Annotated in this window: 13 protein-coding genes; 11 read left to right on the top strand and 2 right to left on the bottom strand. The window is 45.8% G+C overall.

The window, feature by feature from the left end; translation table 11 throughout:
* Nucleotides 1–34: 34 nt before the first annotated feature.
* From ACFTRD_RS19995 to ACFTRD_RS19970, 6 genes are all read left to right on the top strand, one after another.
* Complete coding sequence (locus ACFTRD_RS19995; protein WP_379382957.1) at nt 35–2,908, top strand: ComEC/Rec2 family competence protein; 2,874 nt, start codon at nt 35–37, stop codon at nt 2,906–2,908.
* 697 nt (nt 2,909–3,605) lie between these two features.
* A complete protein-coding gene (locus ACFTRD_RS19990) occupies nt 3,606–4,187 on the top strand; it encodes a TetR/AcrR family transcriptional regulator (RefSeq protein ID WP_379382955.1) in 582 nt (193 codons plus the stop codon).
* 163 nt (nt 4,188–4,350) lie between these two features.
* The gene (locus ACFTRD_RS19985) at nt 4,351–5,220 is read left to right on the top strand and encodes an NAD(P)-dependent oxidoreductase (RefSeq protein WP_379382953.1); all 870 of its coding nucleotides are present in this window, start codon (nt 4,351–4,353) and stop codon (nt 5,218–5,220) included.
* 68 nt (nt 5,221–5,288) lie between these two features.
* Nucleotides 5,289–6,341, top strand: coding sequence for an LLM class flavin-dependent oxidoreductase (locus tag ACFTRD_RS19980; RefSeq protein ID WP_379382951.1), 1,053 nt, complete (start codon nt 5,289–5,291; stop codon nt 6,339–6,341).
* Nucleotides 6,342–6,394: 53 nt separating this feature from the next.
* Nucleotides 6,395–7,336, top strand: coding sequence for an alpha/beta hydrolase (locus ACFTRD_RS19975; RefSeq protein ID WP_379382949.1), 942 nt, complete (start codon nt 6,395–6,397; stop codon nt 7,334–7,336).
* A gap of 319 nt (nt 7,337–7,655) precedes the next feature.
* Nucleotides 7,656–9,668 carry a stalk domain-containing protein gene (locus tag ACFTRD_RS19970; RefSeq protein WP_379382947.1) on the top strand — a complete coding sequence of 671 codons (2,013 nt, stop codon included), beginning with the start codon at nt 7,656–7,658 and terminating at the stop codon, nt 9,666–9,668.
* A gap of 130 nt (nt 9,669–9,798) precedes the next feature.
* Here ACFTRD_RS19970 and ACFTRD_RS19965 read toward each other — a convergent pair whose 3' ends face one another.
* Nucleotides 9,799–10,101: a hypothetical protein gene (locus ACFTRD_RS19965; RefSeq protein WP_053781298.1), complete on the bottom strand. Its 303-nt coding sequence runs from the start codon at nt 10,099–10,101 to the stop codon at nt 9,799–9,801.
* 352 nt (nt 10,102–10,453) lie between these two features.
* On the opposite strand from ACFTRD_RS19965, the gene ACFTRD_RS19960 reads away from it, so the two are divergent.
* The 3 genes from ACFTRD_RS19960 (at nt 10,454) to holA (ending at nt 13,530) form a co-directional block, all read left to right on the top strand.
* Entirely contained in the window at nt 10,454–11,002 is a 549-nt protein-coding gene (locus tag ACFTRD_RS19960; RefSeq protein WP_379382944.1) for an RNA polymerase sigma factor, read from the top strand.
* The gene (locus ACFTRD_RS19955) at nt 10,999–12,255 is read left to right on the top strand and encodes an anti-sigma factor family protein (protein WP_379382942.1); all 1,257 of its coding nucleotides are present in this window, start codon (nt 10,999–11,001) and stop codon (nt 12,253–12,255) included. The genes ACFTRD_RS19960 and ACFTRD_RS19955 overlap by 4 nt, the downstream gene beginning before the upstream one ends.
* Nucleotides 12,256–12,513: 258 nt before the next feature.
* Nucleotides 12,514–13,530 carry a DNA polymerase III subunit delta gene (gene holA / locus ACFTRD_RS19950; protein WP_192269091.1) on the top strand — a complete coding sequence of 339 codons (1,017 nt, stop codon included), beginning with the start codon at nt 12,514–12,516 and terminating at the stop codon, nt 13,528–13,530.
* Nucleotides 13,531–13,688: 158 nt separating this feature from the next.
* Here holA and rpsT read toward each other — a convergent pair whose 3' ends face one another.
* Nucleotides 13,689–13,961 (bottom strand): 30S ribosomal protein S20, encoded by a 273-nt coding sequence (gene rpsT / locus ACFTRD_RS19945; protein WP_024628504.1) that lies wholly within the window; start codon nt 13,959–13,961, stop codon nt 13,689–13,691.
* Between the two features lie 175 nt (nt 13,962–14,136).
* Here rpsT and gpr point away from each other — a divergent pair, with 175 nt between their 5' ends.
* Both gpr and ACFTRD_RS19935 read left to right on the top strand, forming a co-directional pair.
* Nucleotides 14,137–15,138: a GPR endopeptidase gene (gene gpr / locus ACFTRD_RS19940; protein WP_379382939.1), complete on the top strand. Its 1,002-nt coding sequence runs from the start codon at nt 14,137–14,139 to the stop codon at nt 15,136–15,138.
* 169 nt (nt 15,139–15,307) lie between these two features.
* Nucleotides 15,308–16,603, top strand: a complete 1,296-nt coding sequence (locus ACFTRD_RS19935) for a stage II sporulation protein P (RefSeq protein ID WP_379382938.1) — start codon at nt 15,308–15,310, stop codon at nt 16,601–16,603.
* Nucleotides 16,604–16,607: the final 4 nt, after the last annotated feature.

Genomic DNA, 16,607 nt, shown 5'->3' with positions numbered 1-16,607 from the left:
GCGTTCTTACGGATGACTCGAAGGAGGAGAGAGAATGAAAGGCAGACCTTTGCTGGTATTTACAGTCTGCTGGTTATGCGGTAGCGGGATAGCATGTGCGTTATCTGGTTGGTCCCTGATCGTGGGAATGATCGGCGCGCTCGTCTGTCTGCAGTTGTTGCTGCGAATGATTGATATACGAGGTTGGTCCACCTTGTTGCTGATTGGGGCACTCCTTGGCGGCGTCATGCACTGGGAATGGAATGATGCAAGGAATCGGAGCAGTCTGCCCGAGATTATACATACAACTGTGGAGGACTTGGACGGTTTAGCAGCTACATTTGAAGGAAAGCTTATGTCGGATGTACGCATAGACGGGGACCGGGCAGACTTTGAGATGCAGATCATGTTCATGCACCCATCATCCGATACACTGCCCTCATCAGTTTCAGAAGGGCGATCTACGTCTGAGTTGAAAGAACGTTTGATGGTCCAGGTCCGCTTGGTTGAGGAAGAGGAACAGCAAGTAGCGGCAGGCTGGAAACGAGGAGATTCAGTGAAGCTGACCGGTTCGCTTTCCCTTCCCGGCGAAGCCCGAAACTTTGGTGGTTTTGATTATCGAAATTACTTAAGAACTCTTCACATCCACTGGTTGTTTAAAGTGAAGGGTGCCAGCTCGGTAACAACCATCTCACCCGAAGGCTGGGAGAAATTCAATATACTGCGGTGGAATGACATCATCAGGCATAAGCTTGGTACGGCGGTTGATCAGATATTTCCTGAGCCACATGGGGGCTATATGAAAGGTCTGATTATCGGCATGGCAAGTGATATCGATCCGGATACCTACGGTCAATTTTCGCAGCTGGGCTTAACTCATATATTGGCGATTTCAGGTACACATGTCGCGGTGTATGTGGCATCACTGCTGCTCCTTTTATCCTGGCTCAGGTTAACCCGGGAAACATCGCTCACCATTGTGTTGCTGTTAATCCCTGCATATGTACTGTTGTCCGGCGGTTCGCCATCGGTCATTCGTGCCGGCATCATGTCCATGATTGGTTTGTACATGGCGCGGCGCGGCCTAGCCAGGGACGGATTGCAGATGATCAGTGCAGCGGCATTGTTAATGATGTGGTGGAATCCCTACTTTTTGCTAAGTGTCAGCTTCCAGCTATCTTTTCTTGTAACAGCCGGACTGATGATTTACATGCCATTGATTAATCGGTTATTTAGCAGTTGGCCCAAAGCGCTTGCAGCAACAGCCTCCGTAACGGTGACGGCACAACTCATTTCTTTTCCGGTAACGATTCTGTATTTCAACCAGTTCTCGCTGCTTTCTTTTGTCGCAAACTTCCTGCTTGTATCCTTAATCAGCGCTATTGTTCTGCCGCTTGGGACGATTGCCCTGATTGTATCGTTTCTCTGGTTACCTTTGGCTAAACCCTTGGCGTGGATTGCCATTCTGCTAAATAAACTGACTTTTGCAAGTGTGGAGTGGATGAACAGTTTGCCTGGTTTTGTGCTGATCTGGGCTACACCTTCGTTGCTGTGGATTGCAGCATATTATACTGTGCTGTATGCCCTGTTATATCTGCTTCATCGGGGAAAAGGTGCGAAGCGAGAAACAAGGTTTGTTGAGGAGGATACAGCTCCGCTGGATCGTCGATATGTTGGGGGAGTGCCCAGAGGGGCTCTAGGGTTGTCTTCACGATCTACTTTATCATCATCACATGACAGAAGAACAGGTAGGCTTGAAGCTAGTCCTGGTTCGATGACGACATTAAGTGCAAGCATTGCCTGGCCGGAATATACCAGTGCTTTTGCAGTGCGCGGGGCAGGGTTTTACTCCGGTGAACGGATGGGTTCGTTCCACAAATGGATGTGTGCGCTGCTGGCTCTAAGTTTTGTGGCTGGTTTATGGTGGGCATACCAGACACCGCAGCCTGCGGGGACGGGAATGGTGCAATTTCTGGATATCGGACAAGGAGACAGTACATTAATTACCACACCGGGAGGTAAACATATTTTGGTCGATGGTGGAGGTACGGTTCGATTCGGGAAGCCTGACCAATCATGGAGAACACGGCGTGATCCATATGAAGTAGGGGCCAAGGTCGTGGTTCCCTTATTAAAAAAGCGGGGCATTCATCGGCTGGATGCCATGATTGTCACCCATGCCGACCAGGATCATGCGGGAGGGTTACAGGCAGTACTCGAACAGATTCCGGTGGAACGATTCATGTTCAATGGGACAACCAGCGGAACAGACAATTTTGAGAAATTGCTGGACACCGCTATAGAAAAGGAGATTCCCTTATATGCGATCCGACAAGGAATGTCCTATGCACCGGATGGAGAGACCAATCTGCATTTTGTATATCCTGATCTGGAGAAGGAGGTGGAGACAGGAGAACGGTTGCCGGTGTCTGAGCATCAGAACCATGATTCGGTTGTCTTTTTGCTGGACATGGCAGGAGCCTCTTTAATGTTCACAGGGGATATGGACGCAGCGGCTGAGCAGAATCTGCTGTATATGATTCAGGACGGATCGCTTGCAGCATCATTTGGACAGCATGATGCAAACAACGTATTAGCAGCAGATATTTCCATTCAGGAGATGTTATCACCTCATTCGCAGGAGAATCATGAGGATATGATGCCAGTCTCCATTGATGTATTGAAAGTTGCGCATCATGGCAGCAAAACCTCGTCAACAGAAGCATGGTTACGGTATTGGAATGCCAGAACCGCCGTAATATCCGCTGGGGCAAACAATACATATGGACATCCCAATCCTGGGGTGCTTGAACGTCTTGTAGATTCGGGTACAGACATCTATCGAACAGATCAAATGGGTGAGATCCAGATGAGAATTAAAGATGGGAAGATTGATATTCGGTACAAATTGTTGAGTAATGAAACTTGAGTTTCTACTGTACACCATTTAAAACATTACGATGACAAATGAATTATTGTTGTAAAGTCATTGAAACGGTTGAAGCAGAAGAAACCATTCGCGAATATCTGAACGGGCAGCATAGTTTCAATGTTCTTGTATTTACAAACTCAACATGTATTTAGTAAATTTACACAAATGCAATGACGAGAAGAGAAAATAAGGTTTACTTTAACAGAGAGCTCTCGTATCTGAAAAAGAGTATAGGGGATCTTATTGAACCAAATCTCTGAGCATCACATCGGAACTTGAACCAGTTCGGGAGATGTTGTGACAGAAGCTCCTGTTACAGAGCTAGAGTATAAATATGTGTTGGTATACCGTACTCGATGAGGCTAATCTGAAGACAGATTAGCGAACTGGGGGGGTACCACAACGAGATCTCGTCCCCAAGAATTCGTGCTTGGAGGTGGGATTTTTTTATTTTTTCGGAGAAGCAGAAAGCTAATTATTATGGAGAGGAGATATGAATTCAATGATGGGGGTTTATGGAAATTTTTTTTATACACCTTTAATCCCAAATTGAATGTTGGAAGAAAGGTTTGTATATTCAAGGGATTATTCATGATGGATCAGTTTATTTAAACTTTCCAGAAGCGGAAGTAAGATCTGTTCACTTTTATTCTGGACTGATCAGTTCAGATATGTTATATTTCCATGACGGGAGGTGTTACTAATCGCCAGAACAAAAGAGTTTAACAAAGATCAAGTGCTGCACCAAGCGATGCTGTTATTTTGGGAAAAAGGATACGAGGCCGCCAGTATACCGGATTTACTGGAAGTGATGGGCATTAGCCGATCCAGTCTTTACGATACTTTTTCTGACAAGCAAACCTTGTACACGGCTGCCCTGGAGCATTATAAAGAGGGGAGCGTCTATAAACAGGCTATTCTTGAACGGGCATCCACCGTTAGAGATGGAATTTTTCAATTTTTTGAGCATCATATTGCTTCAGCATACGATACCAGTCTGCCGGGCGGGTGTTTTGTAACGAATGCCGCTACTACAGAGTCGCCAGATGAAAAAATAAATGAGTTGATAAAGACTAGTTTCTTGGATTTAGAACTAGCTTTTTGTGAGCTCTTGGAAAAGGGTCAACAATCGGGCGAAATTGATAAAACGACTGATATCAAAACATTGTCTTATTTATTGCTGAATTTACATCAAAGCATTAATATTATGGCAAAAACAGGTCAAGATCCAGAACGCGCGAAAGAAATGATAAGTTTTGTGATTGCAGGCGTATAATTTTTTTTTGGCCATATTGGAACAATCGTTCCGTTATCGTGATTCATCATAAGTATGGAGGTAATATTTTGAAAGGAACTGTAGGCATATTATTTTTTTTTGCTCATACTGGAACGAACATTCCGATATGAGGTAATCCATCCTAAATAAGGAGATGAGACCCATGAAGGTATCGTTTATCGGGCTTGGGAATATGGGCTTACCCATGGCACAAAACCTGTTGAAAGCAGGTTATGAATTAACCATTTTTAATCGAACTCCTGAAAAAGTCGAATCATCATTTAAACAAGGAGCGCGATATGTCGAAACACCGCTAGAGGCAGCAAAAGAAAGCAATCTTGTAATAACAATGCTTTCTGACGATGCCGCTTTGGAGGAGGTTGTTGAGGGGCCGAATGGTGTCCTGAATGGATTATCGGAAAATGGAATTCACGTATCTGCCAGTACGATTAGCGTAGATCTGGCTCGGAAGTTATCCGCCGCGCATGCGAAGAGAAAGCAACACTTTGTATCCGCCACGGTGCTGGGACGTCCGGATGCCGCTAAAGCAGCTACATTACGCATCATTTTGGCAGGTTCGGAACAAGCAAGACAACGGGTACTTCCAGTTTTATCAGCATTGGGTCAAGAGATATTCGAGATTGGAGATCACGGCGAAGAAGGAAACGTTGTAAAAATAGGGGTTAACTTTTTAATTGCTTCGATGCTGGAAGCTTTGTCGGAAGCACAGCTAATGGTAGAAAAGCACGGTATCGAGCCAGCCCGATTTATGGATGTCGTGAATGCTCTTTTTCAATCTCCGATATATAAGAACTATGGAGCGATCATGACCGAACAGCGTTTTGAACCGGCTGGTTTTAAAATGAAGCTTGGAATGAAGGACGTTGCACTAGCTATAAAGGCAGCTCAGTCCGTTCAAGCTCCTCTGCCTTTGGGAGAACTAATCCATCATCATTTGTATGAAGGGGTGGCCCGTGGTTATGGTGAGCTGGATTGGACTGCTTTAATTCGTTGTCTGAAGCACTCTTATTGAAAATAGGGTTGAATCACATCTGCTGGGTGAATTTCAGGAGAAAAACAAAAAAAAGGATGAGATGAATTATGGAAATAGGCGTTACTTCGTTTGTAGAAACAAAGCCTGATACGGGGACCGGAATTGTGATGAGCCACGCACAGAGATTACGCGAAGTTGTCGAAGAAATCGTTCTTGCCGATCGGGTTGGATTAGATGTCTTCGGTATAGGTGAGCATCATCGGGAAGATTATGCAGCTTCTTCACCCGCTGTGGTATTATCCGCTGCTGCCCCCCTTACTAGACGGATTCGATTGACGAGTGCTGTGACAGTCCTTTCATCGGCTGATCCTGTGCGAGTGTTTCAGGATTTTGCCACGCTTGACGGCATCTCCAATGGACGGGCCGAGATTATAGCGGGCCGGGGTTCCTTTGTTGAATCCTTTCCGTTGTTTGGATATGACTTACATGACTATGAGGAATTATTCAATGAAAACATCGAACTGCTTCTGAAAATACGGGAATCCGAGAAAGTAACATGGAGAGGAGGCCATCGGTCAGCAATACATAATCTGGGTGTATATCCGCGGCCCATTCAGTCCCCTTTACCCATATGGATTGGCAGCGGGGGTAACCAAGAGTCAGCCGTACGTGCAGGACTTCTCGGCCTGCCGATGGTCCTCGCTATTATCGGTGGAAACCCCACGAATTTTGCTTCACTTGTACAACTGTATAAACAGGCAGCAGCCCACGCTGGGCATGATGTATCGCGGCTTCAGGTGGGTTCACATTCAATCGGGTTCGTCGCAGAAGATACAGAACGTGCGGCGGATCTCTTCTTTCCGTCAACCCAGTACGGCATGAATAAGCTCGGCAAAGAGCGGGGATGGGGGCACTACGATCGTTCAAGTTATGATGCCGCCCGACGCTTTGATGGTGCGTTGTATGTTGGTGATCCGGAAACAGTCGCTCAAAAAATCATCCATCTGCGCAAGCATGTAGGGATTACACGATTCATGATGTATGTCCCACTAAGCACAATGCCTCATGAATTGGTTATGCGGGCTATAGAGCTGCTCGGTACAGAGGTGGCTCCACGGGTGCGAGAGGAAATTGCCAAGTGGGAAGAAGAAATGAAATAAGATTGATCTATGGGGAAAACGTGAACGAACAAATTTTATTTGGAGGGGTTTTCATGCGTACTGAAGCACGTATACGACCAGAATTAAGAGAAGTATATTCTCAATTTCCAGGGTTTCAGTTGGAGGAGAATTTAGAGTGGAGTAGAGGCTTGGTGTCGGCTGCTCCCTTGAAGAGATCAGAGGACGTAAACACAACCAGTCGGAAAATTCCGGGGGTTGGAGGCGAGATACTGGTGAAAATTTATGAGCCTGCCGGGCGGACGGGTGACTTGCTTCCAGCTATGCTATGGATTCACGGAGGCGGGTATGTGTTGGGACATCCTGATATGGATGACGAGTTGTGCGAACGCTTCGTTCAGGCAGCTGAATGCATTGTGGTATCGGTCGATTATAGACTTGCTCCCGAACATCCTTATCCGGCTGCGATTGAAGATTGTTATGCAGGCTTGGTATGGATGACGACGGAGGCGGCGGAATTGCTTGGCATTGATGTGAATCGGGTTGCCATTGCCGGTGCTAGCGGTGGCGGTGGGCTGACAGCAGCACTTGCGCTGATGGCACGTGATAAAGGAGGTCCGTCTATTATCTTCCAAATGCCGTTGTACCCGATGCTTGACAACCGTAACATCATGCCTTCAAGCCATGAGATTACAGAAGAGGGCGCAGTCTGGAACAGAAAGGACAACTTGGCAGCTTGGAACATGTACCTGGGCGAGGAGAACGATGTTAGCGCGGAATCTCCCTATGCGGTACCGTCGAGAGCGGACAACTTGGCAGGATTGCCGCCTACCTATACCTGTGTAGGTCAACTCGATCTATTCCGTGACGAAACGATCGAGTATGTAACACGACTTGCACAAGCGGCTGTGGATGTCGAATTTCACCTGTATCCCGGTTGCTTTCACCTTTTCGAAATATTCGTCCCAGAAACGGAAGTGAGTCAGCGCGCCATTCATGGCTATATGGATGCAATGGCCCGAGCACTTCATCCCTAAAAAGCCATTGTTGATATCTATCATGCATTATTCATCGTATCAGGACCTTTTATCTAACGGAAAAAATTAGTTCAAAAAGCATGGGGCAGTCTGCAGGTCGGCAGGCTGCTTCTTTTATTTGTCGAGCTGATGGGCAGGAGTTTAATAAAGTTTTCCGTTAAGGAAACCAAGATCGTGTGGTGTTGACGTACTGGAAGCACAGCCAATAAAAAACCTTGAATTGCAGGATAATGGGTATATTTACCGAATAGTAGTTAGGCACAGGTTAAACTAGTACAACAGTGGCACTAGGGCACAGAAAGAGAAGGGGAACAGACACATGGATAGTTTACAGACTACAGAAAAAAAGACTAATGCAACAAAAGGGTATCAGGTTAAATGGTTTAGGCTGGCACTTGGTATATGGATTGGAATGATGATCGCCAGTATATTTGTTGGTTCATCCTCTGTGAATGCAGCGTCATCTTCAAGCAGTTCAATCGTCTCTGTCATCGACAGGAACAACTATGTATTGGACAATGGTACCATCTGGTCCAAAGGGAGCACCAGTGGTATCTGGACGCAAAGTCGAAACCTGATCGGTATCTCCAACGCCGACACCCACTCGATCTTCGGCTGGAATGCGAACGGGGAGGTCATTCAATGGGATAGGGATAATGCAGATAAACCAGAGTTTAACCAATACAATGGAATAGTGAAGGTATATGGACATGGATTGGTTCTTCTTCAAGATGGAACACTTCATACTAAAGGGGAACCAATTAAAGGCTTGGAATCCATCATTGATGTTGGACCATATGTGGGAAGTCGGGAATATTTTTATAGCGCATTATCCTCGTCTGGAGATGTGTATTACGCCGACTATCGAAACAAAGTGCGTAAAGCAGGCAATGTACCTAATGGTAAAGCTATCGCACTAAACAGCGCTTATGCGGCAGTATTGAAGAATGATGGCTCTGTAGTGATTGTAAGCGTGTTGTACGAGGATGAACAGGTAACTATTGCTAGTGATGTCCAATCCATGATCTGGTGGGGAAGTACACATAAGCTGCTCACGGTGAAGAACGATGGGACCGTATGGAGTTATGATCGAACCGCCAAATACAAGTCAGAACAATTGCCAGGATTAACTAATGTGACTAGGCTTGTACATTCGTATGATCTGGATGAATTATATGCCCAGTTACAAGACGGGTCTTGGGTCATTTATGACAATGGGAAAATAACCCCTCTCGTAGCTCCTTCTTTAAATAAAGTAACATTGACTGCATCTTCCAAAGAAGCAGTTATTGGAAATGAGATTACACTTACTGTTCAGGAGAACTATAGCAACGGGTTCAAAACCAAGCGCACACCTTTGCCAGAAGAAATTATAATAGAGCAACCTCAAGTTGCACAAATTCAAGGAGGCAAACTAAAGGTTAGCGGTATGGGGACAACCCAAATAACTTTAAAGATAGGTGATCTGACTTCGAGTCTTCAACTGAACGTTGAATCACAGCAAAAGTTGACAGGCGCTACATTGTTGGACGGAATTGTATATCTACCAGTGCAGTCCGTTTTTAAGACACTGGGAGCTAAAGTTGATGTTAAAGGTTCATCTTTTGAGATTCAATTCGGAGATGAAAAAATTACTTTGCAAAAAGGAAGTGCAATTGCACGCTTTAACAACAAGGATCTCAAGATGAAAGGTAAAGTGCAAACCTTTGGTGGACAAACGGTATTTCCTGCGAATCTGTTAAGTCAAACGGCGGGTATTCAAGTTCAATGGGATTCAGAGTTAAAACAGGCAAAAGTGTTGGTTGGAAAGTCATCCATTCATGTTGAATCGAAGGATACATTCGCTTTAATCAAGAAAAAAGAACTGGGCAGCCTTAGTCGATTGATTGGTAAGTCCTATTGGATCAATGATTATACGGATCTTGGACGACGTTTCAGCAAAGTGACCATAACAGACATTAAGATTGAGAAGTCTGACTCTGGAGATAAGAGCTACTCTGTTGTATTCCGTAATGCCAAAGGAAAAACGGTTGTGGCTTATGCAGGAGGTACTGCATCTACCGTGACGGGGATGCTGTCAGATACCAATCAATTCTTCCCGAATGATCCTTATCAGAAATATAAATGGTCCCAATCCACGTGGAATAAAATTATCGCTGGGGAAGTAGACTTGGGGATGACTACAACACAGGCTCGTTTGGCCTGGGGAGATCCAAATAGCATTACGCACGAAACGAGTTCAAAAGGCAAGATCGAAGTTTGGGTGTATGCTAGCTCCGCAGGAATAAGAGCTTTAGGTTTTGTCGATGGCAAACTGATGGTGAGGTACTGAGGTTGTACACTCATTAGTCATTTCATTTGATAGCAGACGACAGCCCAAAAAAAGCCCGCTTTCCGTTACTCTCCACCAGAGAGCATATCGGAAATCGGGCCATTTTTAAAATATTGGAATAATAAAAGAATTATTCAACGCCGTCTTTGAAATGTTTACTCCAATGTTTGTCGCCTTTATGCAACAGATCCTCTACGGTTTTCTCAAGCGTAAGCAGGAGCTGTGCTCTTACGTCCAAGACGGTTTCCCTGTACAAGCGTTCTTCCGACCCGACGATTTTATCGCCGTATAATGCTTGTGCAGCGGTATATTTTCGATGTTCCTCAACCAGCGTATCAATAGACTGCAGTGCATGTTCCACAAAATGGGATATGCTTTGATATTCTTTAGGCATTTGTTCTTTTAACGCTTGAATTTTTGCAAGAGCTGGCATGCTCATCACCTCGTGTTATGAATGTAAATTTACAATAAACTATTTTCATGAAAATTACATTAAAATGAGCTTAAATTTGAACAAAACTTGAATTTTTAAATTTTCAATGCCATAAATGTTGTTAGCTATAATGTATGCCATTGTAATTAAATTGAGTCGTGTAAGTAATGGAATGACTTTTGAGGTTGGCTTGGTGACTCGTTATGCAATTTCTGTTATTCTAAGAGAAGATTTCAGCGGCCCCAATACATAAGCCGTTATTTTGTTATGGCAATATAAAAAAAATACTTAACTTTGCAACAATTTTATTGATGGTCACGTCTGTAAGGTTGCAGGGAGAGGGGGATCCTTTGTGGTAGAGCCGGAACTCATCAGAGCCGCTCAATCGGGCGATCGCGACGCTCTAATTACCCTATTGCGGGACATTGAACAGCATGTTTATCGAACCGCATATTACATTCTAAATAATGAACAGGACGCTTTGGATGCTGCTCAGGAAGCGTTGATCCGAATTTACACCAAGATTAATTCATATGAGGAAAAGGCCCAGTTTAAGACGTGGGTCCAGCGCATCGTCACGAATATCTGTATTGATAAATTCAGAAGAACCAAGCCCGCCGTCTCCATTGACGAGCATGAGATGGTTTTTCAGGACAATCAGGATGTTGAATTCGAAGTCATGTCCACGTATGTGGCAAAGGATATTCAGGATGCGATCAACAAGCTGCCTGAGCATCATCGTACCGTTATTGTTCTACGATATTTGCAGGACTTATCCTATAACGAAATTGCGGATTGCCTTGATCTTCCGTTGAATACGGTTAAATCTTATTTATTTAGAGCCAGACAGCAATTACAAAATCTACTACAGGAGTATCAGAAAGGTGGTGTGACAGGATGAAATGCGAAGAGGTGGTGGAATGGATGCACCGGTATCTGGATCATGATCTGGGCGAGGCGGAAACCGAGCAGATGCTACAGCATGTGGCGAAGTGTCCGGAGTGCGCCGAAAATTTTAGTTTGCTCAGAGCTCTCTCCAGAGAACTGGAAGATTTGCCGCAGGTAACCCCGAGATTCAGTCTGGTTGATGCCATTATGCCGCAACTGGATGCAATCGACGAAGCGAAGAGGGAACAAAGCAGTACATTACAGGAAATGAGTCCTGTCCCTGCTGCATTTGAGAATTTACAGCGATCAAGTGAGCGAAAACCGAAGCAAAAATGGCTCAATTCCATGGCAGGCCGAATGTCCGTGGGTGCTGCCGCCGCAGCTGTTGTTCTGGGCGTTGCAATCTTCGGATATCAGCCAGAGAAGATAGAAAATGCCGAAATGATGATGAGCACAGGAAGTAGCCAAGAAAGCGGGAACACGGATCAAAATCCGCTGAGCAGAGAGATCAACAATGAAGGATCTTCTTCCCCAGAGAGCGATGACAGTATGGGGGCTGACCGTTCAGATAACCAGCCGTCGATTGAAGATGAGCAAGCCCAGGATGCTGCTCCTGAAGCAGATGGCTCGGAACAGGTGAAAGAGCCTGAAATCAAGGAAGACATCACTCCTAAGCAGCCAGCTGTTGGTTCAGAATCGAACAAGAGCAGTGAAACAAAAGATACCCCTTCAAGTTCCAAGTCCGGGGATAGCTCAAAGAATGCAAATCAGCAGGAAAACCAGGATTCTACAGCTGGGACCGTACCTCCGGCAGTTTCTGAGGACCGTAAAACAACAGAGCCGGAACCAAGTGATTCGGAAGTATTCACTTCTCAGGATATGCCTGATCTGAAGGTAGAAGATCCGACAGAGAGTGCAACGACGACACCGGATTCGGAGACGGGAATGGATGCGTCTGGCGGGAATAAAGGATTTGCCGCCACAGATCAGGGTGCAGCGACCACCACGGCGCCAAAAGAATGGAAATCACCGGATGGAACCTACCTGGTCATGCTGATCGGTGACCAAATCAGCATGTACTCCAAATCTGCCGCTGACTCGGATGTACTCAATCTGGTTGAACAGCGCAATATGGAGGGCACACTGAAATCTGCCAGCTGGTCCAATGACAGTACCGTATTCAGTTATGAGACAGATCAAAATGGGACAACTATAAAGAAATCGTTTAATGTGTCTACTGCTTCTAACGGAACTTCTGGCAAATAGGCTGTATATCAGATGTTTACCCTTTAGATTTGCCGAACACTCCAGGTATGACAAGAATATAATGGAATTAACCAAAACGTCCTATCTCAGTTGGAACAACTGACGTCGTATGACCGCGCACCAACCTTTTCTAGAATCGTTGGTGTCCGCGTTTATATAGATGTAGGACAGGGGCCTTATATCCGTTAATCGGATGTAAGGTCCCTTTGTTGTCTATCACGTTTTCTGGTAGGATAAGAGGGATAAGGAGGCACCGTGATGGATGTAAAGAGTGCGACAAAGGCAATACGTAACGGAGAAACGGCTCCGATATATGTGCTGTACGGAACGGAGAAGTACCAGATACAGCAATTTACGGATATGCTAAAACAACAGGTGATTGAAGAAGAGCACCGTGAATTTGCGATCATTCCGTATGATCTGTCTGAAACAGCTGTGGAGGTGGTTATTGAAGAAGCGGAGACGGTTCCTTTTCTTGTCCCGCGTAAACTTATTATCGTTCGTGATGCCAATCTGTTCACAGCTGGCAAGGATTCCAAGATTGATCACCAGATTGACCGACTGCTTACATATATGGACAATCCGGCAGATTATAGTATTATTGTTTTTCTGGCTCAAGGGGATAAGCTGGATGAGCGTAAAAAACTTGTGAAGGCAGCCAAGAAACAAGCTGTTGTCCTGGCATTCGCTCCGTTAAGTGGTGAGGAGCTGATTCATTGGATTTTGAAGCTGGCCAAGCAGCGGGATGTATCATTTGAGGCTGGAGCAGCGGATACGCTTGTAAGTTATGCAGGGACAGGTCTGCAGACATTATCTGCGGAAGTGGACAAATTATGTTTGTTCGCGGGCAACGGGGGTACAATCAAACGCGCGGATATTGAGTCATTGGTGGCGCGAAGCACCGAGCAGAATGTGTTTGCACTGGTGGAGGAGCTGGCTAACTTGCGCCTGGAGAAGGCTTTGGGTCTCTTTTATGAGTTGCTCAAACAGCGTGAAGAACCTATCAAAATTGCAGCGTTGATCGCCCGTCAGTTTCGGATCATGATCCAAGTGAAAGAGTTGGGGCAGCAGAGCTATTCCCAACAGCAAATTGCCAGCCAGCTTGGTCTGCATCCCTATGCTGTCAAAATTGCTGGTGAACAGGCCCGGAAATTTCAGGCTGAACGGTTGAGGCTGATTCTGAGCCATCTCAGTGAGCTGGATTATCAGATGAAGACGGGCGCAGTGGATAAAGTGCTGGGACTTGAGCTGTTCTTGTTAAGGCTTGGGGCATAAAAGGCAAACGATACAACAAAGCGGCCTCTCATTCGTTGACGGTGAGATCTTCGAATGAGGAGCCGCTTTATTTGATTGCTTATAGAATCAGATACTAAAAAATCCTGAAAGCTCGTGCTGTTCAGGATTTTTCCATTAGATCGTATAAGTAACGCTTCTTACGCTTGTGCGGAAAGAGCGTTCAGTTTTTTCGCCAAGCGAGACTTTTTGCGGGCTGCAGCATTTTTATGAACCAGACCTTTAGTTACAGCCTTGTCCAGCTTTTTGGAAGCAGCTTGAATCGCAGCTTTTGCAGTATCAACTTCGTTACTTACCAGAGCAGCATCAGCAGCTTTAACAGCTGTACGGAGTGCAGATTTCTGGGAAGCGTTGAGTGCGCGGCGCTTGTCGCTCGTTTTTACGCGTTTAACAGCGGATTTGATGTTTGGCATTACATTCACCTCCTGTAAGGCATTTGCATGAATACAAACGTTTCACAACTTAAAATATTCTAGCACGCTAGCATGCAAATTGCAACCAATTTTCCTATGAAGTTCGACAGTGCTGCATAAAGCACATCATTTTCCCACACAATATGCTCAAATGCGGTAAGGGAGGCAGGGACAGATGACACTGGATTTGCAAAACTATACAATTCGTACAGACTTGGCAATTGACTCCAAGGAAATGGCTCAGGGTAAACAGAAACAGACGATTCCCGGGCTACGGGAAGATGTGGATCAGAAAGACGGGATCACTATTACTCGTATTGATGTGCTGAACGATGCTGCCGCCACAGCCATTGGGCGTGTGAAGGGGCACTACGTCACATTGGAGGTCCCCTCGCTTCGTAACGGGGATACCGAACTTCAGGAGCGGGTTGCGGCAGAATTCACGCGGGAAATGGAAGGTTTTTTGGCCAAGGCGGGCATTAACAAGACGTCCAAGATACTGATTGTGGGACTGGGCAACCTGAAGGTAACGCCAGACTCCCTTGGTCCTTTGGTGGTAGAAAATCTGATGGTTACCCGTCAGTATTTTGAATTGGTACCGGATCAGGTTGCCCCCGGTTATCGGGAAGTCAGTGCGATTGCTCCTGGTGTGCTGGGTACAACGGGCATTGAGTCCAGTGACATTGTGCAAGCCATTGTGGACCGAACCAAGCCGGATGCAATCATTGCCATTGATGCCTTGGCTTCACGTTCCCTGGAGCGTGTCAACACAACGATTCAGGTCGCGGACATCGGTATCCATCCTGGCTCAGGCATCGGTAACAAGCGACGCGGATTGACACGGGAGATATTGGGTGTACCCTGCATTGCGATTGGGGTGCCTACCGTATGTTATGCATCGACTATCGTGAATAACGTTATCGAAATGATGCGTACCCATTTTCGGCAGGAGACGGATCAGACGAAACAGATTATGGGCATGCTGGACGACATCAGTGAGAATGACCGCCTCAGTTTGGTAAAGGAGGTTTTAGAGCCACTGGGACATGATTTGATCGTTACCCCCAAGGAAATCGATGAATTTGTCGAGGATATTGCCAACATTATTGCAACAGGACTGAACGCTGCGCTCCATGATGCGGTTAATGCTGAGAATGTAGCGGCCTACACCCATTGATTTATTTTTGATATTGAAATTTAAATGTCTGAAACTCTTAAGAAGAAGGTTCGAATCTATCGGACTTTCTTTTTTTTGGGGTGCAATCTTCTTTTTCCTGTTCTATCAAATCTGGCAGGCTCATAGAGTTGAAGTATAAGCGTTGTCCAGCAGGGAAGGAGACAGAGGCATGAACAAAATATTGGCCTGGAATATTGGTAAATGGAAAAAAAGATGTCTGCACGTGCTGGCCATGGGCCGTACGTTGTTGTTGCTTATGATCATATCTGCCTTGTTTTTTGTAATACTCGGTCTAGGGGGAATGGCAGAAAAACGTTTGAATAATTCACCGGTTTCCTCCATGAAAGGATTTGCGGGCGCTGTTTCAAGCCGTTTTTTTGTGGACATGCTTGGCATGGAAATGCCGCACCTCACCCAAAAGGAACAGACCTCTGCGTTTTCCGGTGAGAACCTGACTTCCTTTGTATTCCAGTTGCTGACGAATGTGAATCCGCAGGACCCGAAGAGCCTGATTGCTAGAGAAATGCCGGGTATGGGTTCGAATCAGCCCGTATTGTTGCGACCTGGTTCGGGAAATGAAAAAGGGGAAGCGCCAGAAGACTACCAGCCGGGTCCTGGACTCACGGATACTGCATCAGCAGGTGGGGGGAAGTCGGGCGGCGAACAGCATGTTCCTCCAGGTCAAGACCATACCGAGCCATCTGATCCGCAGGGGTCTGGTGATGGCGAAGTGAAGGAAGATCCGCCACCGAAAAGTGGCGGGAAAGATGATCCAAGCACACCGACGACAGGAAAAAAGGCAGTGCTTGTCTACCATTCTCATCCGCGTGAAGGGTATAATCCGCTTCTTGGCACGAAGAGTGACAACCCGTCCTCTGGTAAATCTACAGGAAACGTTTTTCAAGTAGGTACCTACTTGTCTGACAGTCTCGAAAAGCTGGGGATCGGAGTGGAACATGCCAAAGAAGATTATCCTACGAAAGTTAAGGATTACAACTGGAACTATTCTTATAAATATTCCCGTCAGACCGTAAAAGCTGCGCTGGCTCAAAATGAAGATCTTACGTATCTGATTGATATTCACCGTGACTCACAACGTCATAATAAAACCACAACAACTATTAATAAGTTGGGCTACGCCAAAGTATATTTTATCATTGGACATGAAAATCCAAACTGGCAGCAGAATGAAGCCTTTGCGGCCAAAATTCATAAGAAACTGGAAGCGAAGTATCCAGGGGTGTCTCGGGGCGTCTGGGGTAAGGATGGCGGCGGGGCAAACAATGGCGAATATAACCAGACGCTCTCACCCAATAGCATTCTGATCGAAATTGGTGGCATCGACAATACAGCTGCTGAATTGGAACGAACCTCAAAAGTGCTTGCCGACATGATTGCGCAAGTGTATTGGGAGGAACAGAAAGTGGACAAAGCGAGCGCAGTTAAAACGTCAAAAGGTGGCTAATTCA

This window comes from Paenibacillus sp. NPDC056933 (genome assembly GCF_042674385.1).
In the GTDB taxonomy this organism is placed as follows: domain Bacteria; phylum Bacillota; class Bacilli; order Paenibacillales; family Paenibacillaceae; genus Paenibacillus.
Note: the sequence above shows the minus strand (reverse complement) of the source record. Positions and strands in the feature narration are given on the sequence as shown.